At 36.5% G+C, this 20260-nt stretch carries 8 protein-coding genes and 1 tRNA gene; 1 reads left to right on the forward strand and 8 read right to left on the reverse strand.

All coding sequences use genetic code 11. The features are described from left to right. Positions 1–436 precede the first annotated feature (436 nt). The 8 genes from V3565_RS04750 to V3565_RS04785 all read right to left on the reverse strand — a co-directional run bounded on the left by V3565_RS04750 (position 437) and on the right by V3565_RS04785 (position 13685). Complete coding sequence (locus V3565_RS04750) at positions 437–3700, reverse strand: autotransporter outer membrane beta-barrel domain-containing protein (RefSeq protein WP_455478055.1); 3264 nt, start codon at positions 3698–3700, stop codon at positions 437–439. 819 nt (positions 3701–4519) lie between these two features. Next, positions 4520–6187 carry an autotransporter outer membrane beta-barrel domain-containing protein gene (locus V3565_RS04755; protein WP_455478056.1) on the reverse strand — a complete coding sequence of 556 codons (1668 nt, stop codon included), beginning with the start codon at positions 6185–6187 and terminating at the stop codon, positions 4520–4522. Between the two features lie 157 nt (positions 6188–6344). After that, positions 6345–8636, reverse strand: coding sequence for an autotransporter outer membrane beta-barrel domain-containing protein (locus V3565_RS04760; RefSeq protein WP_455478057.1), 2292 nt, complete (start codon positions 8634–8636; stop codon positions 6345–6347). A 1210-nt stretch (positions 8637–9846) separates the two neighbouring features. Next, positions 9847–9920 (reverse strand) — tRNA-Gln (locus tag V3565_RS04765). A gap of 84 nt (positions 9921–10004) precedes the next feature. Then, on the reverse strand, positions 10005–10763 hold the full coding sequence (locus V3565_RS04770; protein ID WP_455478058.1) for an iron ABC transporter ATP-binding protein: 759 nt from the start codon (positions 10761–10763) through the stop codon (positions 10005–10007). Next, positions 10760–11710, reverse strand: a complete 951-nt coding sequence (locus tag V3565_RS04775; RefSeq protein WP_455478059.1) for an iron chelate uptake ABC transporter family permease subunit — start codon at positions 11708–11710, stop codon at positions 10760–10762. Before V3565_RS04775 ends, V3565_RS04770 begins: the two co-directional genes overlap by 4 nt. Beyond that, positions 11703–12659 (reverse strand): ABC transporter permease, encoded by a 957-nt coding sequence (locus V3565_RS04780; protein WP_455478060.1) that lies wholly within the window; start codon positions 12657–12659, stop codon positions 11703–11705. The genes V3565_RS04775 and V3565_RS04780 overlap by 8 nt, the downstream gene beginning before the upstream one ends. A gap of 99 nt (positions 12660–12758) precedes the next feature. Continuing rightward, positions 12759–13685: a siderophore ABC transporter substrate-binding protein gene (locus V3565_RS04785; RefSeq protein ID WP_455478871.1), complete on the reverse strand. Its 927-nt coding sequence runs from the start codon at positions 13683–13685 to the stop codon at positions 12759–12761. A 200-nt stretch (positions 13686–13885) separates the two neighbouring features. On the opposite strand from V3565_RS04785, the gene V3565_RS04790 reads away from it, so the two are divergent. Then, positions 13886–20047, forward strand: a complete 6162-nt coding sequence (locus V3565_RS04790) for an autotransporter outer membrane beta-barrel domain-containing protein (protein WP_455478061.1) — start codon at positions 13886–13888, stop codon at positions 20045–20047. The last annotated feature ends 213 nt before the right edge of the window (positions 20048–20260 follow it).

The following is a 20260-nucleotide window of genomic DNA, read 5'->3' on the forward strand; positions in this document are numbered from 1 at the left end:
GAAATTAGTTCTGTATTTGTAAAGTTTTTTGCATTTATGTAAGAGGCTTTTTTTGAAGGGGATGAATTCTTGCTTTGTTTTTAGGTGAAGATAAGGATCCCTTAGCTGTTGGGAGGCCTTCTTTTTTGTTTTTAATATTTTGGGTATTTTGTACAAAATATTATTTATGGGGTGTGTCTTAAGGTTTTGTACTTTGGCGCATGGCAGAGTCAATTTTTAAGTTAAATTCAAAAATAGTAGGGGATCACAGGGAAATACTTATTAAGTATTACGCGTGCGCTTTGATCAACGTATGTAATCCGATCAATATCGATCTCAAACCATATACTATTTTCACTATATACTTTATTACTAAATTAAATAAAGATCGATATTTTATAAATTAAAAGGCAGCATAACATGCTGCCTTTTATTGAATTCATATACTAACTTTGCTTTAGAAACGATAGCGGATTCCACCAGAAAAATTAGTTCCAGATATACCATTTTTTTGGAGCTTATGCTGGTAGCTAATACCACCATGTAGTACAATATTTTTAGATAAGTCGGCGTTAACACCAATTCCGCCCTCAATTGATGATCCAGTTTGGTTCAAATGAAAAGTATCGGCAATTTTTACTTTTCCAGCATCACCAAAAGCCTTAATTATATTCAATTTACCGTGGAAAGAAACAGTGCTGCCTTTTTCAGCAATTGTAACTGTTTTTGTTAAACGTCCGCCAACACGTACCAACCATTGATTAGGATTGCCCATATCAACTTTAAAACCATCAGCATCTGAAATAACATCAAACATTAGATTCTGATACATCAATTGTGCTTGTGGTTCAAACACCAGATCTTTAGCTCCAGTTTCTAATTTTTGACCAACGGTAGCAGATGCACTCAAGGCCTTAGTACCATCCAATTTCGCTGCGTTTCCAATAAGAGCTGTGGTAATATTTCCTTTTAGTGATCCATAAGAAAGAAGTGCATTCACATACATACCACTGTTGTGCTGGGCACCTCCGTAAGCCGTGACCGACCACTTATCAAGTTCTGTTTTTTCAGAATCTTCCATATCTTTTGGAGTAAAGGTAAGTTTTCCGTATGTACCTAAAAGACCCAAATGCGCGGTTATGTCTTTTTCTTCCATCGCAGCCAATACGGTACCTGCTTGTACAGCAGCATAGTTTACATCAGCATCGTAGCCATACTGTAGCCGATTACGATCTGAAGACAGGGTAATTTCTTCACCATATGCAGACAAGAAGATTCTTGTATTTTCATCATTTTCTGATCCAAACATCGTTGACCGCATATTATCTATCATAACATTTTGGTGAGTTACATCAGAAATTCCAGAAGAAAACAAAGCGCTTGGCATAACTAAATAGTTTGCTACTTGTGGCAAAAGAGCTCTTATTTTTTTATCACCATCAATGTAGGCATTCTGCAATCGGAAATCCCAAAAATCACGACTATTGCTACCAAATAAATTTTGGTTAGCGTCAGATTTTCCAGGTGCATAAGCAGTGAGGACATACTTGTAAGGTAAGCCATTCATTGTGAGGTATTTATTCATTAATTTAAAGGAATTTTTATCAGCCTTTCCGGAAACTTGAATGACTGAAACCCCATGTGTTTCTACAGGAGTAGATACCATGTTTTTTCCCCACACAGAATCGCTGTTAGCGATTTTTTTATCTTTGTCATGGAGATTAATATGAACCATGGTAGTACCTGAAACATTACCAGCAATAATAACGCGGTCAGTTTTTTGCTTATTTACTGGAGAATTGCTGCTCCATTTAGAGTTTAAATGAATCTCTGCTTTACCTGCTGCACTGTAAACTGTTGTGGTATTAGAGGGGTTATTTTCTTGCTGCAGCTTAGATCCCACATACAAAGCTTGATAATTGTCTTCCGCGGGTTTCTCAAACAGAACAACACTATCTTTGAGATGAAGTGCGGAAAGGTTAGAGTATGACTTACCATCAACACCAAATGATGTGTATTCAGCTTCGTTTTTGTCATTATTTTCTGTATTCTTATTCGCTTTTAGGAACCATTTCGTGCTGTTTGTTAGATTAAAGATCGTTTTACTATCGTCTAATACTCTTACCCGACCTTCTAAAAGAGAATGATCTGCATTTAATGTGAAAGTATGCGCAGAAGTTCCATTCTTTTTTTCATGTATTGATAAAACATCGGAACGGATTTCTGAGTCTTTAAGATTAGCTTCACCGTTTGTGAGCATCCCGTAAATACCAACACCAACACCATTTTCAACAAACAGTTTTGTATTGGTTAGTACCACATTATTGGAAGTATTTTTTTCTTGTAGAGGAATATTTTCTTTAACACTGCGTGCACGCCGTCTTTCGGAAGCATTGTCCACACCTTGGAAAATGATACCATGAGGAATATTATTATCTGCAACATTACCCGTAACATTTACGGTTGAGTCTTTCAGATTGATTGTTCCATTTTTGTTTATCAAACCGGTTGATACTGCTGTTGTAGTAATGCCTGTGGCTTCAATACTTCCACCATCAAATGCACTCAATGCAACGACTTTTGAAGAGACTGTTCCTCCTACTATTTTTACTATCGAATTCTTTCCTTTGGCATTCACGGCTACATCATTGGATTGAACTTTAGCATCATGCTGTGTTACAGCACCACCGTCTTTAACTTCAATCTTAGCTTGTATACTTTCAATCCGTATGGGTTCTACATTTTTTACAGGGGTAGATTGTTCGGATACAGGTTTTGCAGATGCAGTCTGTGTAGTTGCAAGTTTTGCAGATTCAGCCTGTGTAGTTGCAGGTTGTTCCAATGTAGATTTTTCAGATTGAGCACGCTCCGATTTAGCTGGATCAGATTTTGCAGGTGTGGATTTCGGAAGCGTAGGCTGTTCTAATGCAACTCTTGCGACCTGTTCTTTTTCAGATTTTGTCGAAGATTCAACCTGTGTGGAGTTTGTCTCTGTAGTAGGTTGAGCAGGTTTAACTACTGCAGATTGCATAGGTTGAGATGTCACAGGTTTTGCAGCTGTAGGTTCTGCATCTGGGCGTTTTCTAGATTTTGGTGTGCTTGAAGTTGTAGATTTTTCTAGAATTGTAGATGCGCTAGATGTATCAGATGCGCTGGGTACACTAGACGTGCTGGTTATAGTACTAGATGTATTAGATGCGCTAGGTACACTAGATGTGCTAGTTATAGTATTAGATGTATTAGATATACTAGGTGTACTAGGTGTACTAGGTGAATGTGTTGTAGATATGCTGCTGACGATGGTAGATTCTGATTGTATTGCTGTAGTTGCAGGTTCTGCAGTTGAGGTTGTTGTAGATTCTACAGTTGGTGATTGTGTGCGCGCAGCTGGGATAGGAAAATTTATGGGTTTATTATAAACTTTAACTTTTTCAAGAGTACTCCCCACGGTAGGTCTATTTTGAACAAGTCTCGCGAGATTTTTAGACTTCACTGGCTTTGCATGGCTATATGTTTTGTACACAATATTTGTGGGTGCACCATTCTTACCTTTAATTACATATGCAGAGTTTGAAAATGCAAGGTCTTTAAAATTAAAGTCTTCAAGTTTAAGCTTCTCAGTTAACAATGGTGCAGCAGTTTCATTTGACGCATAAGACAAACTAGGATGAGAATAAAGTAAGATTCCAGAAACTGTGTATAGTAAAAGGCTTTTTTTCATAGAGATATATTCCTCACATTCATTACCCCTCTCTAATAAAGAATCTAGCGAGGTTTAATCCATTGTGTCTTTTTTGTAAAGAACAAAACATATTATTAATATAGTATTCTTTATACTCTAGAAATTGTGAAAAAATGATAATTGTAAATCAATGAAAAACAGATTTCAGAAAACCTTATTCGAAAGTGATGGTCATAGACAAAACTATAGAATGCTGTGAGGTAGGAAATAAGGTGTATTTATTATACAAAATGTTATATAGTTAACTTTTATTTCACCTGTCGGAGAAATTTTTTATTGATTTTATTAACTATGAAATGTATTTTATACATTAATCAACAGTTTTTTCTTTATGCTTAATGATCGAAAGATTATTCTTCTTTGTTAACAATGTCTGCATATTCCAATTTTTTTGCTGCTTTTACAACAGATTTCTGGATATAATTTTCATTTGCAACCAATGGTTATAGATACTTAGTCGATTCCAAAATCCCTAATATGAACTTTATCATTAAAAGTAAATTATAAAATTTCCTTGCTATCAATTGTCCTAAGGTGTTTTAACTCTGTTGTTTAGGTTACTTATGGAACCAGTAATTGAGATTCTCAAGTATTTGGCGTAGCTGAACTTCAGATCAGAGACAACGCTTGCATAAAATAAGAAAACAATAGAATATAAACTTATGTACATAAAAATTCTTTTTATGAACGAAATGGTTCTTATATTTAAAATACGTTATATATTTCAAATACACAAAAAGAAGCAGCACTGTTGATATTTGAGTGCTGCGAAGATTGCAAAAATGTAAATAACAATATTCAGAAACGGTAGCGCATTCCACCGGAGAAGGTAATGCCAGATACACCAAATTTTTGCAATTTTTGTCGATAGCTGACATCAGCATGAATCGCAATATTTTGAGATAATTGTGCATTAGCACCAAGACCACCTTCAATAGAAGATCCTATAGTATCCAGATGAAAAGTATTATCGTTAATCTTTATTGTGTGTTTGTCAGAAAAAGCTTTGATAACATTCAGCTTCCCATAAAATGAAACAGAATCACCTTCATTTTTTGTTAAACGTCCACCAATTCGTCCTAACCATTGGTGAGGATTCTTCATGTCCACTTCGAAATCATCAATATCTGACAAATCTTCTAGGATTAGATGTTGATAAATAAGTTGTGCCTGTGGTTCAAACACCAATCCTTTCACATCGGTTGCTAACTTATGACCAATTGTTGCAGATGCACCCAATGCCTTTGTATCATTTATATTTACATTGTTTTTCATGAAAGTCGTGATAACATTTCCTTTGAAGATTCCGTAAGAGAGAAATGTATTTAGATATGTACCACCGTCATGCTGGATGTTCACATAGGTGGTGAGTGATAATTTATCAAGCTCGTTCTTTTCAGCAATTTCGGTATTCTTTGAAAAAGTTAGCTTCCCATATGTGCCTAAAAGACCAAAATCTGTATTGACATTTTGCCCTTCCATTGCGATCATTGTAACTCCTGCTTGCAATGCAGTATAGTGAATATCAGCATTGTAAGTATATTTTAAAGGGGTATCGGATGATAACGTGATCCCATTGTTGTGGGTAAGCCTATTCCCATAAGAAGATAAGAAAATCCCTCTCTCTTTATCATCCTTTGGTTCAAACATTGTTATCCGCATATTGTCTAGTAGTGCGCTTTGATTGCTTATATCAGCAACTCCGGTAAAGAATAGAGCATGAGGCATAACTAAATAGTTCGCCGCTTCTCGTGTAAAAATTTGTCTTTGTTCTTCAAGATTAAGAGAATCATTAGATAAAATGATGTCTTCATTATTAATTTCAGAATTAGATGATTTTTCATCATTAACTGGCTTTGGTACAGCAGTATCAACCTTTGAGGGGACACGTAGATTAACTTCTGGCAAGGTATTAAGAGTCGTTTTGGATGCTGAAGAAGCAGCATTGCGTGGTACTGAATCAACATCGATACGAGATTGTGAATTCACATCCTCTTTATGCTGTGGAACAATTGCACGGTTAGTTATTGGGGATAAATTAACTGTTTTTGTTGGAGTGGACTCTTTAGATGTATCTTGTATATCCTTAGAGCGTAGGTTAGCCATAATTACAGAATTTTTGGTATTAATTGGATGAGTGAGCTTATCTTGAACATTATTACGTTGCTCTTTCCATTTTTGGATATCAGCTTCACGCAATTCCCGATCATAATAATTATAACTGGATCCAATTTGTTTAGATATCTGATTAGATATTGGTGCACTTGTAGCAGTAAGTTTTGTAACTACTCCATTAGCTATTTTATTAGAAATTAGAATAATATCATTCCTATAGTGACTATTTTTCTGCATTTTTGTAGTGTCAGAAAAAGCTTTATAAGACATCATGTTAAGCGCATAAGATATGCTGGAATGAGAATAAAATAAAACTGCAGAAACTGTATATAGTAACAAGCTTTTTTTCATATCAATATACTCCTAAATATTCACTACACCTTACTATTAACAATCTAACAACATTTAAATACATTATGTTCTTTACATATAAACGAAACACACACGATCACACAGCACTGGTTGTATTTCAATGCTGTGTAAATTTCGATGGTGTAAATTAAAACATTTAGAAGCGGTAGCGTATTCCACCGGAGAAGTTTATTCCAGATACACCAGCTTTGCTCATTTTATGCTGATAACTAATATCAGCGTGAAGAGTGATAGTTTCAGATAATTTTGCATTAAGACCAAGACCACCTTCAACGGAAGATCCCATAGTATCAATGTGGAAATTATCACCAATTTTCATAGTGTGTTTATCAGCAAACGCTTTGATAACGTTCAATTTTCCATAAAAAGAAATATCATTGCCTTTTTCAGCAGGTATGACAGTTTTCGTTAAACGTCCACCAAAACGTACCAACCATTGATGAGGATCACCCATATTCACCTTAAAGCCATCAATATCTGAGAGAGTTCCAAGCATTAAATGTTGATAAACAAGCTGTACCTGTGGTTCAAATACCAACCCTTCAACATCAGTTACCAGTTTTTGTCCAACGGTGGCAGACGCACTCAACGTTTTCGCTTGTTCTAATTTTGCAGTGCTTTCGATGTGAGCTGTTGTAATATTTCCTGTCAACATTCCATAAGAGACGAGCGCATTTAAATATATGCCATTATCATGCTGAATGCTACTGTATGCAGTGAGTAACCATTTATCAAGCATGCTCTTTTTAGAATCTTTTACGTCCTTTGGAGTGAAAGACAGTTTTCCATATGTTCCTAAAAGACCAAAATTTGTGGTGATGCTTTCCTTTTCTAACGTAACTAATGCACTTCCTGCTTGTATGGCAGCATAATGAACGTCAGCACTGTAACCATATTGTAGTGAATTGCGTCCAGAAGATAATGTGACCATATCGCCGTAAGGAGACAGGAAAAAACCTTTCTTTTTATTATCTTTTGATCCAAATTCCGTTGCTTTCATATTGTCCAGTAGAATATTTTGATTATTCACATCAGCAAATCCAGTGGAAAATAAAGCATTAGGCATAACCAAATAGCTTGCTACTTGTGGTACAATATCCTTAATTCCTGCTTCAGGATCAAGGTAAGCATTTTGCAGACGGAAATCCCAAAAATTATCATTTTCTTCTAAAAGGCTTTGTTGAGCATTAGCTTTGCCACGGCTTGCTGTTGGCCCATAGGCGTTTAGCGTATATTTGTAAGGTAAGCCATGCATCGTTGCATAGCCATTTACTAGCTTGAATGAATCTTCATTGGCTTTTCCAGATACCTGGACAAGAGAAAGGCCACGCGTACTAAAAAGAGCAGAATCTTTTGCTTCTTGACCTTCATTTTTTAAAATGCTGTTTAAATGAATTGTGGTCGTCCCTGATACATCACCATGAATTAGAAGACGATCAGTTTTTTGTTGCTCTTTTTCAGCACCATCACTCCATTGCAGGTTGAAATAAATCTTTGCATCACCTGTTGCATTGTAAACTGCTGTTGCAGCAGATCCCTTATCTTTTTGTGATCTTTGTTCTTGATCCTTTTGTTGCTGGCTCCCTATACGCAAAATTTGATAATAACCGTTTTTCGGTTCATTAAATACGATAGAGCTATTGTTTAAATTTAGTTTTGAAACATTAGAATGTGATCTTTGATCAATACCGAGTAGTGAGTAATTAAAAGGATTCTGATCATTGTCTGGTTCATTTTCACTAATCTTTAAGAACCACTTGCTGCTATTGTTAAGAGTAAAAACCGTTTCGTTATTTTGTAATGTCTTCGCTCTACCTTCTAAAATTGAACGATCGGCGGTTAAAGTAAGAATGATGGGGGATTTATCTTTTACCTCTTTATTTTTCAATAATACATCGGCACGAATTTCTGAATTTTTAAGTTTAATATCACCATTTACCAACGGCCCTAAAATGCCGACACCATCATTAACAAGGAGTTTTGTATTGTTCAGTATTGCTTCACTGGCTGTTTGTGTTGTGCCTTTTTGAAAGACAACACCGTAACCTTCATGATTGCCTTTAACAGCTATAACTGAATCTGTAAGATTGATTACACTATTTGCGATTTGCAAACCTGTTATCATTGATTTTGCATTAATTTCTTGAGCATTGACACGTACACCATCTCTTGCACTAAATGAAACAAATTCTGAAGTAATGGTGCCTTTTTTTATAGTAAGCACGGAATTTTCACCACTGGCATCCACTGCGTACATTCTGTTACGAACATTAACATTACTAAATGTTTCATTTCCCTTGGTAATCTTAATTTGAGAATGCTCAATAGGGGCTGTATTTGCATAAGCTGAACTGAGATGAGAAAAGACCAAAGATCCAAAAATTGTACACAATAAAAAATTCTTTTTATACATAGATGTGCCCTTCATATAAACATTCCTTCAATGCTCATTCCATCCTTATGATGGCGCAAGTACTGAGCCGGTTTATACTATTATGTATTTATTGTAAAGAACGAAACATATTATTTATATGAACTCTAAACATTTTGCTTTTAGAATAAATAATAAATAAAAACAATAAGATATATAAAAATATAATCAAAATAAATAAAATTCATTTTGATTATATAATTACTTATAGAGAAAAAAACATGAATTACGATCTTCTGAAAGATTGCGCATCAACAAAGTTTGTTGTCATTAAAAATTGGCACAGAAAAGAAAGGCGTACAGAAGTAAAGTGTAAAACATCGTTCATCTCAGCTTTTATTAGAATATTAGAATCACTAAAGTTAAAAAGTCTATTATAACACAGAATATTCTGCTTTTCTGTTCTTGTTTCTCGAAAAATTATTGAAATAACCCGTTGTAAGATTTAATACATCATAATGAATAGAAAATTGATTAGTTCTATTATTTTTTCAGGCATGTCACTTCATTGTAAGATTTAGGTAAATTTCTGTATAAGCCGTTATATCATAGATTTTTATTTTATATTATTTCTGATAGTGCTTGATATGTATTTTTGGTTTTGCTAAATAATACGCTATGTTCGGGATTAGGCATAAATTTAATTTGGTTTCTTTAGTGAATGATTTGTACTGTACTTAAAAGTAGGTCGATTTTAAATGTATGCTATTTCTGTTTACTATTCAAAATAGTAATCTGTTGCAAAGAATAGTGCCCTAAAGAAAAGTCTTTAGTTTGATGAAATTGTGACATAATTATTTTTTTTTAAATTTTTAACATAATATGAACATAAGATATCCTTTTTAATCACACTCTTATAAATTTACGGATCCCATTAATAAAAATTTTCATATTTCAGATGAATGTTTTATACGATTTTTTTTTGAGGTAGTTGTAATGTATGCAGTTGGATACGGCAGGTGGTGCAGTATTTATTTATGCAAGGGTAGTGTGGTGAGGAATTCTCTAAAAAAAATTTTGTTAATTTATTATCGTGTAGTAAAACACTCAGCTAATGCAGAAACTAAGTTCTACAAATGAAAGTGTTTCCGAATTGAGTTAAAGTAACGTATGCGGTTGCAGATTTAAATAATTGATAAAGACTGATTGGCCACAAAGCTATCAAAGTAGCACAATCAAAAGCTTTAAAATTCTTATTCATGAAAACTGGCTGGGGAACCTGGATTCGAACCAAGATTAACGGAGTCAGAGTCCGCTGTTCTACCATTAAACTATTCCCCAATGAACGGGTGCTGTTATTTTTAGCAGATTTTATTACGTACGCAAGCTCAAAAAAGATTATTTGTGATTGATAATAATAGGAACTTATTGATAATACAGGGCAATTGGTACACCATTTATTGTTTGGATTTGAATATCCACATCGTAGATTTCTTGTAGAATTTCTGGTTGCATGATTTCTTGAGGGGTTCCACAATAGGCTGCTTTTCCATTTTTTAGTGCAACGATCATATCTGAATAAGATGATGCAAAATTAATATCGTGCATGACAATGAGAATGGTTTTCTTAAGCTCATCTGCTGTACGGCGCAATTGCTTCATCATGGAAACAGAATGTTTCATGTCAAGATTATTCAATGGCTCATCTAATAGCAAGTAATCGGTATCTTGACAAATTACCATTGCAATGAAAGCTCTCTGGCGCTGTCCTCCAGAAAGTTCATCCAAAAAGCGGTTTTTTAGATCTTGTAAGCCGAGATATCGGAGTGCACTGTCAATGAATTGTTTATCTTCATTATTATATCGGCCTTTGGAATAAGGATAGCGTCCGAAACTAACTAAATCATGTACGGTTAAACGAATGGATAAAGGATTATCTTGACGCAATAGTGAAAGTTTTTGGGCTAAGATATTGTCTGGTATTGTATAAATATCAAACCCATCGATATTTATCGTGCCTTCATGACCTGATAAAAGGCGTCTTATCATCATTAAAAGAGTTGATTTTCCTGAACCATTTGGGCCGATAAGAGAAATAATACCTCCTTTTGGGAGGTGGAGGCATAAATTATCAATAATCAATCTAGCTCCGTAAGCTTTGGAAAGATGATCGATCTCTATCATTTGAGTTTTCCCTTCATTAACAAAATTAAGAAGACGGTTCCGCCACAAAATTCAATAATAAAGCTCAATCGTCCTGCCATATTAAAAATTTGCTCTAAAATGAATTGTCCACCAACTAAACAAATAATAGCTAATAATATTGCTATTGGTACAATAACACAGTGTTTTGCCTGAGGAGAAAGTTCATAGGAAAGGTTGGCAACTAACAATCCAAAAAAAGTTACTGGTCCGACAAGTGCTGTAGAGATAGATACAAGAATAGAAACCAAAATAATAATAGCTGTAGTACTTTTGTGATAATTAACTCCAAGATTGAGAGCAGTTTCTCTACCAAGTGCAAGAATATCAAGTAGGTAATGTAAGCGCCAAGAAACCAAACTAATGATGAAGATAATAATTGTAGCAAGACCTATTAATGATGTATTAAATTTGTTAAAATTTGCAAACATGATATCAGTTAAATTTATCATTTGGTCTGGATTTAGTTGTAATTGCATAAACATGCGTAAGCTGAAAAAAAAACCGCCTAAAATAACACCAATCAATAGCGTCAAATGAATCCCTTTTAGATTGCCTGAAAACAGCCAGCGAAAAAGGCCTATCGAAAAGATGATGAGAATAAGAGATTCAAGAATTAATTGTTCTTGTTCATTCAAAAAAGGTAAAGAAAGAGATCCAATAAAATACATTATGGTAGTTTTGATTAAAATATAAAGCTGATCGAATCCCATAATAGAGGGGGTAAGAAGGCGATTATTTACAACTGTTTGGAATAATATGGTAGAAACGGTAATTGCATAAGAAATAAGAAGAAGAGAAACGAGTTTTGTTAAACGGAATTTCCACGTATAAATATTGACATTCCATGTCATATAAAACCCGATAACGGTACACGCCATTATGATAAGTGATATCATTATGAGAGGGGTTATTGTCTTTTTACCCAAGACGTTTTCTCCAGCGTAAAAGAAGTGTGATAAAAATGAAGCTACCGATAATCCCCATTATGGTGCTGATGGGAATTTCGAGGGAACGATGAATTATCCGTCCTAAAAGATCACAGATTAATACTAATCCTGCTCCGCTAATTGCTACCCAAGGAGCAGTACGACGCATGTTATCACCCATAAAATTTGAAACAAGGTTTGGAATAATTAGTCCGACAAATGGAATTCTTCCAACTGTGCAGACTACGACAGCAGTGATTGATGCAACGATAAAAAGACCAAAGAACATAACGGTACGATAATTAAGTCCAAGATTATTGGTTAAATCCTCTCCAAGGCCGGCTACCGTGAAGCGATCAGCGGTTAAATAGGCAAGAATGCATAAAGGAAGAGATAACCATAGAAGTTCGTATTTTCCATGAAGAATCATCGCGAAACTACCGAATAAATAGGCTTGAAGAGAGGGAAGTAGCATTTCATAATCAGCAATTGCGTTTGTCAAAGAACCAATAACATATCCTAGCATAATTCCTGTAAGTGGTACAATCAGGGGGGATTTTAGAGGAATTTTGTGTAATAGAAACATAAAAAGCGATGCGCCGATCATGGCAAAAATTGCAGCAATGACCATTTTCCCTAGAACTGGTATATCGGGGAGAAAAATCATAACAAAAAGGATGCCAAGAGATGCAGATTCAACAGTTCCTGCAGTTGATGGCTCAACGAAACGATTGCGTGCAAGTAATTGCATAATCAAGCCAGAGAGTGCAAGTGCTGCGCCTACTAGGGATATTGCAACTGTGCGAGGAAGGCGTGTTTGCCAGAAAATAAGCAACGCGTGTGAATCACCGGATAATAGGTCGTAGGGTGTTACATCAGAATAACCAATAAAAATACTGAAGACAGACAGCAGGACAAGAACTATTATAGCTGTCCAGTAATTTCTCACGTTTTAATCTCTTTCTAATAGAAAAAAGAGCAGAAGCCTTTTCATAAACAACCTCCACTCTTAATTTTTTATTTTATGCTAAGCAAGTTATTTATGCGGTCATTTTCCTTTTGCTTTCATGAAGGCCTCATTTATTTGTTGAGTTGCTTCATTAAGTCCGGTTAAACCACCGCCTGCTCTGTACCAGTTCCAAGAGTCTAGATAAATAATTTGGTTTTGCTTTCCAGCTGTTGTCCGTTTAACAAGTTCATTGTCGAGAAGTTGTGCTGCAGATTGCCCTTCTCGTTCAATAGCAGCATCCCGATCAATGACTAATAGCCAGTCAGGATTTGTTTCGAGAATGAATTCAGGAGAAATGAGTTGTCCATGTCTTTCCACGGTTAATTTATCGGTTGCGGGAGTGATGCCAAATTTAGAATGAAGGATATCAAAGCGTGATTGAGGACCAAAAGCACTTATTTTTCCACCGGAAGTCATCAGTATCAGTCCTGTTCCTTTTTCTTTAGTGCTGTTGCGAACTTTTTCTAAGTTAGCATTGAGGTTTTCAATTTCCTTCTGAGCTTCTTTTTCTTTACCAAAAATTTTTCCAATGATTGTTACATTACGTTCAATATCTTCAAGAGGGGTTTGGTTTCCGACTGTTAGATCAATGGTTGGAGCAATTTTAGATAAGTCCTCATATTTGGATTTGGTTCTTGCAGAAATGACGATGAGATCAGGTTGAAGGGTAGCAATTTTTTCATAATCGGGTTCAAAAACCGTACCAATTTTTTCGTATTTAGCATCATCAAATTGTTTTAGATATACGGGTTTTTTTCCTTCTGGAACGCCGACAACAGTTGTGACACCAAGGCGGTTCATGTTGTCAAGCGATGCAAGATCAAACACAATAACTTTTTTAGGAGAGGTGGGAACAGAGGTTGTTCCTGAAGAATGATTAATAGTCACATTTGCCCACGCAAATGTTGTAAGGCTCACAGCAACTGCCAAGATGGAAGTTACCCATTTTAGATATTTTTTTATCATCATTTCATCCTTATTATTTGAAATTAGAAGAGTTTATCCACTTCAAAAATTTAAACTAGGCATTTTTATGCACAATATGATAATTTAATAAACAACATTATGTTGTAAAATTGTTTAACATATGTTACAAACTGTCCGAATTATTATTGTGTTTATTTTAGCGATTTTGCAAGATTTATTTTTTTAGAAAGTTTGGGCATATGGTTAATGTGTTTAAAAGACGTACACATTTGTGTGTCGTTACAACAGGTGTTTTTCTCTTTTTACAAGGTATGGGTGTTTGCTCGGGGGCAAATAGTGTAAGTATTGTTGGCGCTCAAGATGTGGATAGGCCGGCTGTAGGAAATGATTTGAATATTAATTTGATGCATGACGTGGATGCAAAGAAACCTAGTAATTTTTTGAAGAATAGAAATGTTCAACAAATCAGTCCGGAGGTTATCTTAAAAAGATCCCAGTTGAAAATTGAAAATGCTGATAGATGTAATGTGGAAAAAGGGCGTGGGTACTTTTGTAATGAGGTGGGCGAGCACAAAATAACACATCGTGTTATTACGGTCACTGATCCTCGCGATCATGCTATACACGTGCAGGGATCGGAGCCGGTGATGGTGGGGGATGATTCTTTTGCTTATCCTGTGTATGTTCTCGCGAAAGATGTGACTGTAGTTGGTCCAAGTTTTGTTAATATGGGTATTGGTAAGGGGGAGCAGTTCGATGATTCTGTAAGTGCTGTGCTTGTGGAGGGTAGTGCAAATGTTTATTTTGGAGATATTAGTAGCACAAATTCAGCGCGGGGAGTGAATTCAGCACAGGGGGCGAATCCAGTTAGGGAAAAAAAGACATATACTTCATTTATTAGTCATTTTTCCACTGGACTTGAAGTTCGGAATGGTGGGGAAATTGATATGATTGATGGAGAAATTAGCACTTTATCTCGAGGTGTTATTGTTGATTCCGATTCGAATTCAAGCGTTTCTTTAAAAAATGTAAAAGTTGATGTTAGGGGGCAGGATTCTGTCATTGGTTTAGAAAATCACGGTGGTAAATTGGCGATGAAATCTGGGATTCTTAGCTTCATGCAAGGGGTAGGAATTCTAGCAGAGAAGAAGGGACAGGTTCAATTAGAAAAAGTTTCGATTTTCGGGAAAGGGGTAGGGGATAGTGTTGTGCGTGGTTCCCAAGGGTCATTGGGCTCTGTGCAGGGATTTAAGGAGGCTGCTTTTTGGTTAAATGGTGGTAGTATTAGTTTTTCCAATGGGGTGATTGATTTAGTGAATACTCACGGTGTGTTGTTCAATGATGATGATACCGTGTTTGATAATCTGCGTCCTGTGGCTGTATCTACCAACTCTCGGGATGATCGGGAGTTTTTGAGTTCTTCGGTGATAAATCAAGTTGGTATTGATCGTTCAACTGTTTTGGTGCAAGGTGAGGGGGCTCATGGTATATATTTTGATGGGTCTCGATCAGATTTCTATAATATGGTTGCAGAAAGAGTTGTAGAAGCAAGAAGTTTGGACAAAGTTGCTGATAGGTCTCAGGTTGTGGCTGAGAGATCTTTTAGAGTTTCATCCAAAAAATCTGTAAGTAAAAAGAGTATTGTATTGGATACAACTGATTTTCATGTTCCTAATGGCGTGGCTGTTTATGCTGATGGTTCCGGCGGTGAGGTCTCTTTGAAGCGTAAAGCAACTCTGGTGGGTGATTCGTTGCTTGTGGCTAAGGGCGAGTCCAAAGTATCGCTTTTTGTTGATGATTCAGCAATTGTAGGAGGGGCTTTCGTAGAAAAGGGATCTTCTGCTAGATTTAGTTTATCTAAGGGGTCGCAGTGGTTTTTAACAAAAAGTGGTTATGGATATAAGCAGGATACAGGCTTAAATTGTTCAGGTTTGTGTATTTCATCTATGAGTCTTGATAATAGTGGTATTAAATTTTCTGGTTCTTCTTCTAATGCTGCTGGTTATCAAACACTCCGTATTGGTAATGGGAAGGGAGAGGTTTATACAGCGAAAGGCGATGCTTGGATTCGTTTTAATGTCTCTAATGAAACTCCAAGTCGTGGCGGTTCTAGCAATTCTCAGATGAATGATAGACTTTTAATTTATGGTGGTGTTTCTGGGACAACCTTGGTGGATGTGCAAGATTCTACGAGTGTTTTAAGTTCAGCGTTGTTTTTTGTTCCAAGGGTTGAAAGAAGTAAAAATCCTGTTCAAAGTATTTCGCTTATTCAGGTGCATGGAAAGGCAGCAGGAGATTCGTTTAAATTAAATGGTGATTATGTCACATTGGGGGGTGCTCCTTACCAGTATGTTCTTCGTGCGTATGGTCCATCTATTCCTCCGCGTCAGGAATTTTTTGATACAAAACTGATGCAGTTAAGTAATTCTTTTTGGGATTTTCGTCTAGAGAGTAAGAGTATTGTTCCTGATGTGAAAACGCATATTTCTGTTGCTAAGGCAAAGGCTCTTCCGGAGCGTTCTTTCCCTAAGAATCTTTCCCCTATTGTTCGCACTTCTCTTAAACGTGCTGATCACCATGCGAGTGGTAATTTTGGTGGTACTGTTCTTGCTCGTTCTGGTGGTGGTCGTAATGGGGATAATTATGTATCTGGTGCGTTTCCTCCGGTTCCAACATCAGCGCCTGTTGATATCAATATTGTCTCTGTATCTTCAGAGCCCGTAACGTCTTCCTCTGTATCTGCTGGACGTGTTTCACGTGATCCGTCTTCACGTAAATTATCTAGGTCATCGGTTCAATCCGCTCCATCTGCTTCTGAAAATTCGTCTATTACAGTTAACGGGGTAACTTTGACTCCTACTGGTAAAACGGGTCCCAATGGCAATAACGGGTATCTAGAATATATTCCTCAAGATTTGACGAAATATGGTGATCGTCCTACGAGATATTATAAGCGGGATGATGGTACTTGGATTCGGTACACAATATTATCTAATGGAGATGTTCAAGTAGATTCTCAAGCTAAGCCTGGCGTGATTGCTGAGCCGTTTAGTAAAGAAAGTATACCTGATGATTTTATAACAGGTTATGTATCTTCTGATGAAACGTATAATTTGTCCAAAGTGCCGTTGCAGGGTGGGGGTATCCGTTTCACATACCACGCTAAGTCTAAGATAGCTAAAGCAATTACTGCTGAATTTACTGGATCAGGATCAGCGTCTAATGGAGCTGTTGTTTCGTCAGATTCATCAGAAGGGTCTTCTACATCATCTACATCTACATCATCTACATCTACATCTTCATCAGAAGAGTCTTCTACATCTGTGGCACGTGTTTTACCTAGCGCACCTAGAAATTCATCTGATGCAGCTAAAACTGATGCAGTTGAAGTATCTAGGAATTTTAGGCCTATTCCACGCATTTTATCTGCTGCATCTGAAAGGTCACCTGCTGTTGCATCTGTCACGCGTCCTAGCGCATCAGGTACTTCCTCTAAGTGTGAAGTCAACGGGGAGAGGAAAGCATATGTTTCTTATCAGTGTTATGATGGTCAGTCACGCACAATAGAAAATCAGACACTTCAGGTAAATGCTGACAATGAATATCCTTTGCACGTAATGGGAAAAGGATCAAAGATTACCACTAAGAATACAACTATAATTGGTAAAGCTCCTAATAATAAGGGTAGTGCTGATTTGAATCAGTCACAATTCGTGAGTGCTGTGCTTGCAGATGAAACTGCAGAGATTGTTTTAGAACAGAAATCAAAAATTAAGTCTTCGTTGATTGGACTTGAGGCTCAGACTCATGGAAAGATCCAAATGGATGATGGGGAAATCAGTGCCAATTATATAGGTGTTTTAGCGGGTTCTGGGGGAAAGGTTTATTTAGGGAATACAAAGGTTCTTGCGAACGGTCCTCTAGCTACAGCTGGTTTGGCTGGTAATGGTGGTATGATATCAATGGATTCTGGGTCAATTATCTCTACAAATGGAGTAGGAGTTAGGTCAGAATCGGGGGGGCATATTAAGCTAAATAACGTTAGCATTACTGCGAAAAAAACACAGTCAAAGCCAGATTCTGAGGATATGCCTAAGCGTGCAGCTTTTTTAGTAGGTAATAATGGTTTCATTGATTTTGCCGCTGGGAATGTTGTAACTGATGGTACTGGTTTGTGGATGAAGAATCTTGGTGATGCCGTTGAAGTAGGTGCTTCTAGAAGCAGGAGACATGCTGAGGTTCGTCCTTCTGTTAAGGGTGATCATCGTCATGCTCACATTGAATCTTCATCTGTTACAGTAGAGGGTAATAAATCCTATGGTATACATTTTGATGGATCAAAGTGGGGAGAGATCAGAGCGCAAGATGAAAGTAAGATTCAGGAGCCAATTGAGGTTAGATCATTAAATGTGCCTGCTGGAGGTGCGAGTTCTATTGAGAAAAAAATAGTAGCTAAGCGGAGTGTGGATCTTCCAATTAAGCAATCTTCTGAAGCACAACTAAAGCAAAAATCTGCGAATACAACATGGGTAGTTTCACTGAAGAAAACTGATTTTGAGGTTAAAAGTGGTACGGCTATTTATGGTCAAAATGCTCATGGTCGTATTTCTTTAGAAGATAAGACAGTTCTTTCTGGTGATTTATTATTAAGATCTGAAAATGGTTCTGATATATTGGTTTTAGCTGATAATTCTACGATTTTAGGTGGTGCTCATGTTGATAAGAGTTCTCACGCTCGGTTCGAGTTATCTAATGAATCGCAATGGTTCCTAAACAAGGGTGCGCATAAGAATCAGCAAGTTTTATCATCGGATTGTATAGATTCATGTGTTTCATCTGTAAGTCTTGCGAATAATAGTTCTATTGCATTTTTGCCTGTGACATCTGGAAAATCTGGATATCAAACACTTCAGATTGGAAAAGGAGCAGGGAGAATAGAAGATGTTTATAAATCAGATGGCAGTGCTGTGATTTATCTCAATGCGCGTTTGAATCCTAATGATACTAGTGATGCTCAAGCGACCGATCGTCTTATAATTCATGGTAATGTTTCTGGAAAAACTGTGGTGGATGTGCAAGCTTCTGCAGGAAATACAGGAAAAGACAATAGCAGTTATAAAAAAGCTCACAATGTCTCGATTATTCAGGTTTATGGAACAGCGGAACAAGATTCTTTCAAACTGAGGGGTGATTATGTTGCACTGGCAGGAGTGCCCTATAAGTATGTTCTTCGTTCTTATTCTCCAGATGCTACTGTAGCAGAGGAACATGCTAAGCAGAAATTTATGAAAGAAGGTGGCAATTTCTGGAATTTCAGGTTAGAAGGTGAATATATTGGTTCAGCAGATTCTGCATCTTCTACGTATACTGTTCCTGGGCGTACTCCTTCTGTGCCTTCTGAAGATGCAGATAGTGTTTCTCCTGAGCAAACTGTAAAAGCTGTTGTTCCGCAGGTTCCTACCTATTTACTTCTGCCAAATACCTTATTTCATGCTGGTTTGATGGATATAAGCAATCAAAATAAGCAGTTGGAAACTATGCGTACTGCTTCCGGTGGAATGCTAGAAGTTCGTGAAAATCCTGCTTTATTCTTGCGTGGCTATGGTGGTAGTTACAGTTATACTTCAAACTTGTCCGCACTTGAATATGGTTACGGAGGAGACTTTGATTATAATGGTATGAAGGCTGGTCTTTTACTAAAAACAATCGAGAATACAGACAGTGCTATTTCCTTTGGGGTTATGGGGTCTTATGGAAAGATTTCTCTGAAACCTTTGGATGTTGAACAAAGTCAGGAAAGTGAATTTGATAAATGGTCAGTTACAGCATATGGTAGCATGCAGCATGATGTAGGCTTTTATGTTGATGGTCTTTTATCCTACGGATTGTTTAAAGGTGATGTTCTCACTCTTGCTCGGGGTAAAACGGCAACGCTGAAAGGTAATCCTTTGAGTGCTTCATTGACTGGTGGTCAATCGTTTGCAGCAGGATATGAAGGTCTGGTTTTTGATCCTCAAGTTCAGGTTGTTTATCAACATCTACAGTTTGATAAGGTAAGTGATGTTGATAATTTTGATATTGAGATGGGAAACCTTGATCAATGGGTGGTGCGTGTTGGTGGACGTTTGACTAAAACTCATACCCAACTTGAGGGTGCGCGTGATGTTTCCTTCTATGGAAAACTTAATCTCGTACATGATTTTGGAAAAAAACAAACTGTTCATTTCAAAGATGCCTTCCAATTGGGTTCCTTTGGTTCTTCTTTAGAAGCTGGGTTAGGTGTTAATATGAAATTGTCTTCAAAGTTTACGCTTCATGGTGATTTCATTTATCAGCATAAGCTTAGCAAAGCTGGTTTTTCTGGAACCACTGTCTCTGGTGGATTGCGTTATCAGTTTTAAACTAAGATATAATAAACTAAGATATAATATAAATTTTGATATAAAAGGCAGCACGTTGTGTTGCCTTTTGTTGTATAATAACCTGTATTTCTTGGTTAAAAGATAACTGTGTTTTTGATATTTATGCAAAAGGTTATAATTTTATTTTTTGGCTTTGCACACGAAAAGCATCCTATAATCATATCATTGTTTTTATAATTATAGTGAATTTTC

Source organism: Bartonella sp. B10 (assembly GCF_053794435.1).

What these genes read in the sequence shown, in the direction of transcription:
- V3565_RS04750 (WP_455478055.1), bottom strand. Translation starts at nt 3,700, where the DNA reads ATGAAAAAAAGCCTTTTACTATACACAGTTTCTGGAATCTTACTTTAT.
- V3565_RS04755 (WP_455478056.1), bottom strand. Translation starts at nt 6,187, where the DNA reads ATGAAAAAAAGCTTGTTACTATATACAGTTTCTGCAGTTTTATTTTAT.
- V3565_RS04760 (WP_455478057.1), bottom strand. Translation starts at nt 8,636, where the DNA reads ATGAAGGGCACATCTATGTATAAAAAGAATTTTTTATTGTGTACAATT.
- V3565_RS04770 (WP_455478058.1), bottom strand. Translation starts at nt 10,763, where the DNA reads ATGATAGAGATCGATCATCTTTCCAAAGCTTACGGAGCTAGATTGATT.
- V3565_RS04785 (WP_455478871.1), bottom strand. Translation starts at nt 13,685, where the DNA reads ATGATAAAAAAATATCTAAAATGGGTAACTTCCATCTTGGCAGTTGCT.
- V3565_RS04790 (WP_455478061.1), top strand. Translation starts at nt 13,886, where the DNA reads ATGGTTAATGTGTTTAAAAGACGTACACATTTGTGTGTCGTTACAACA.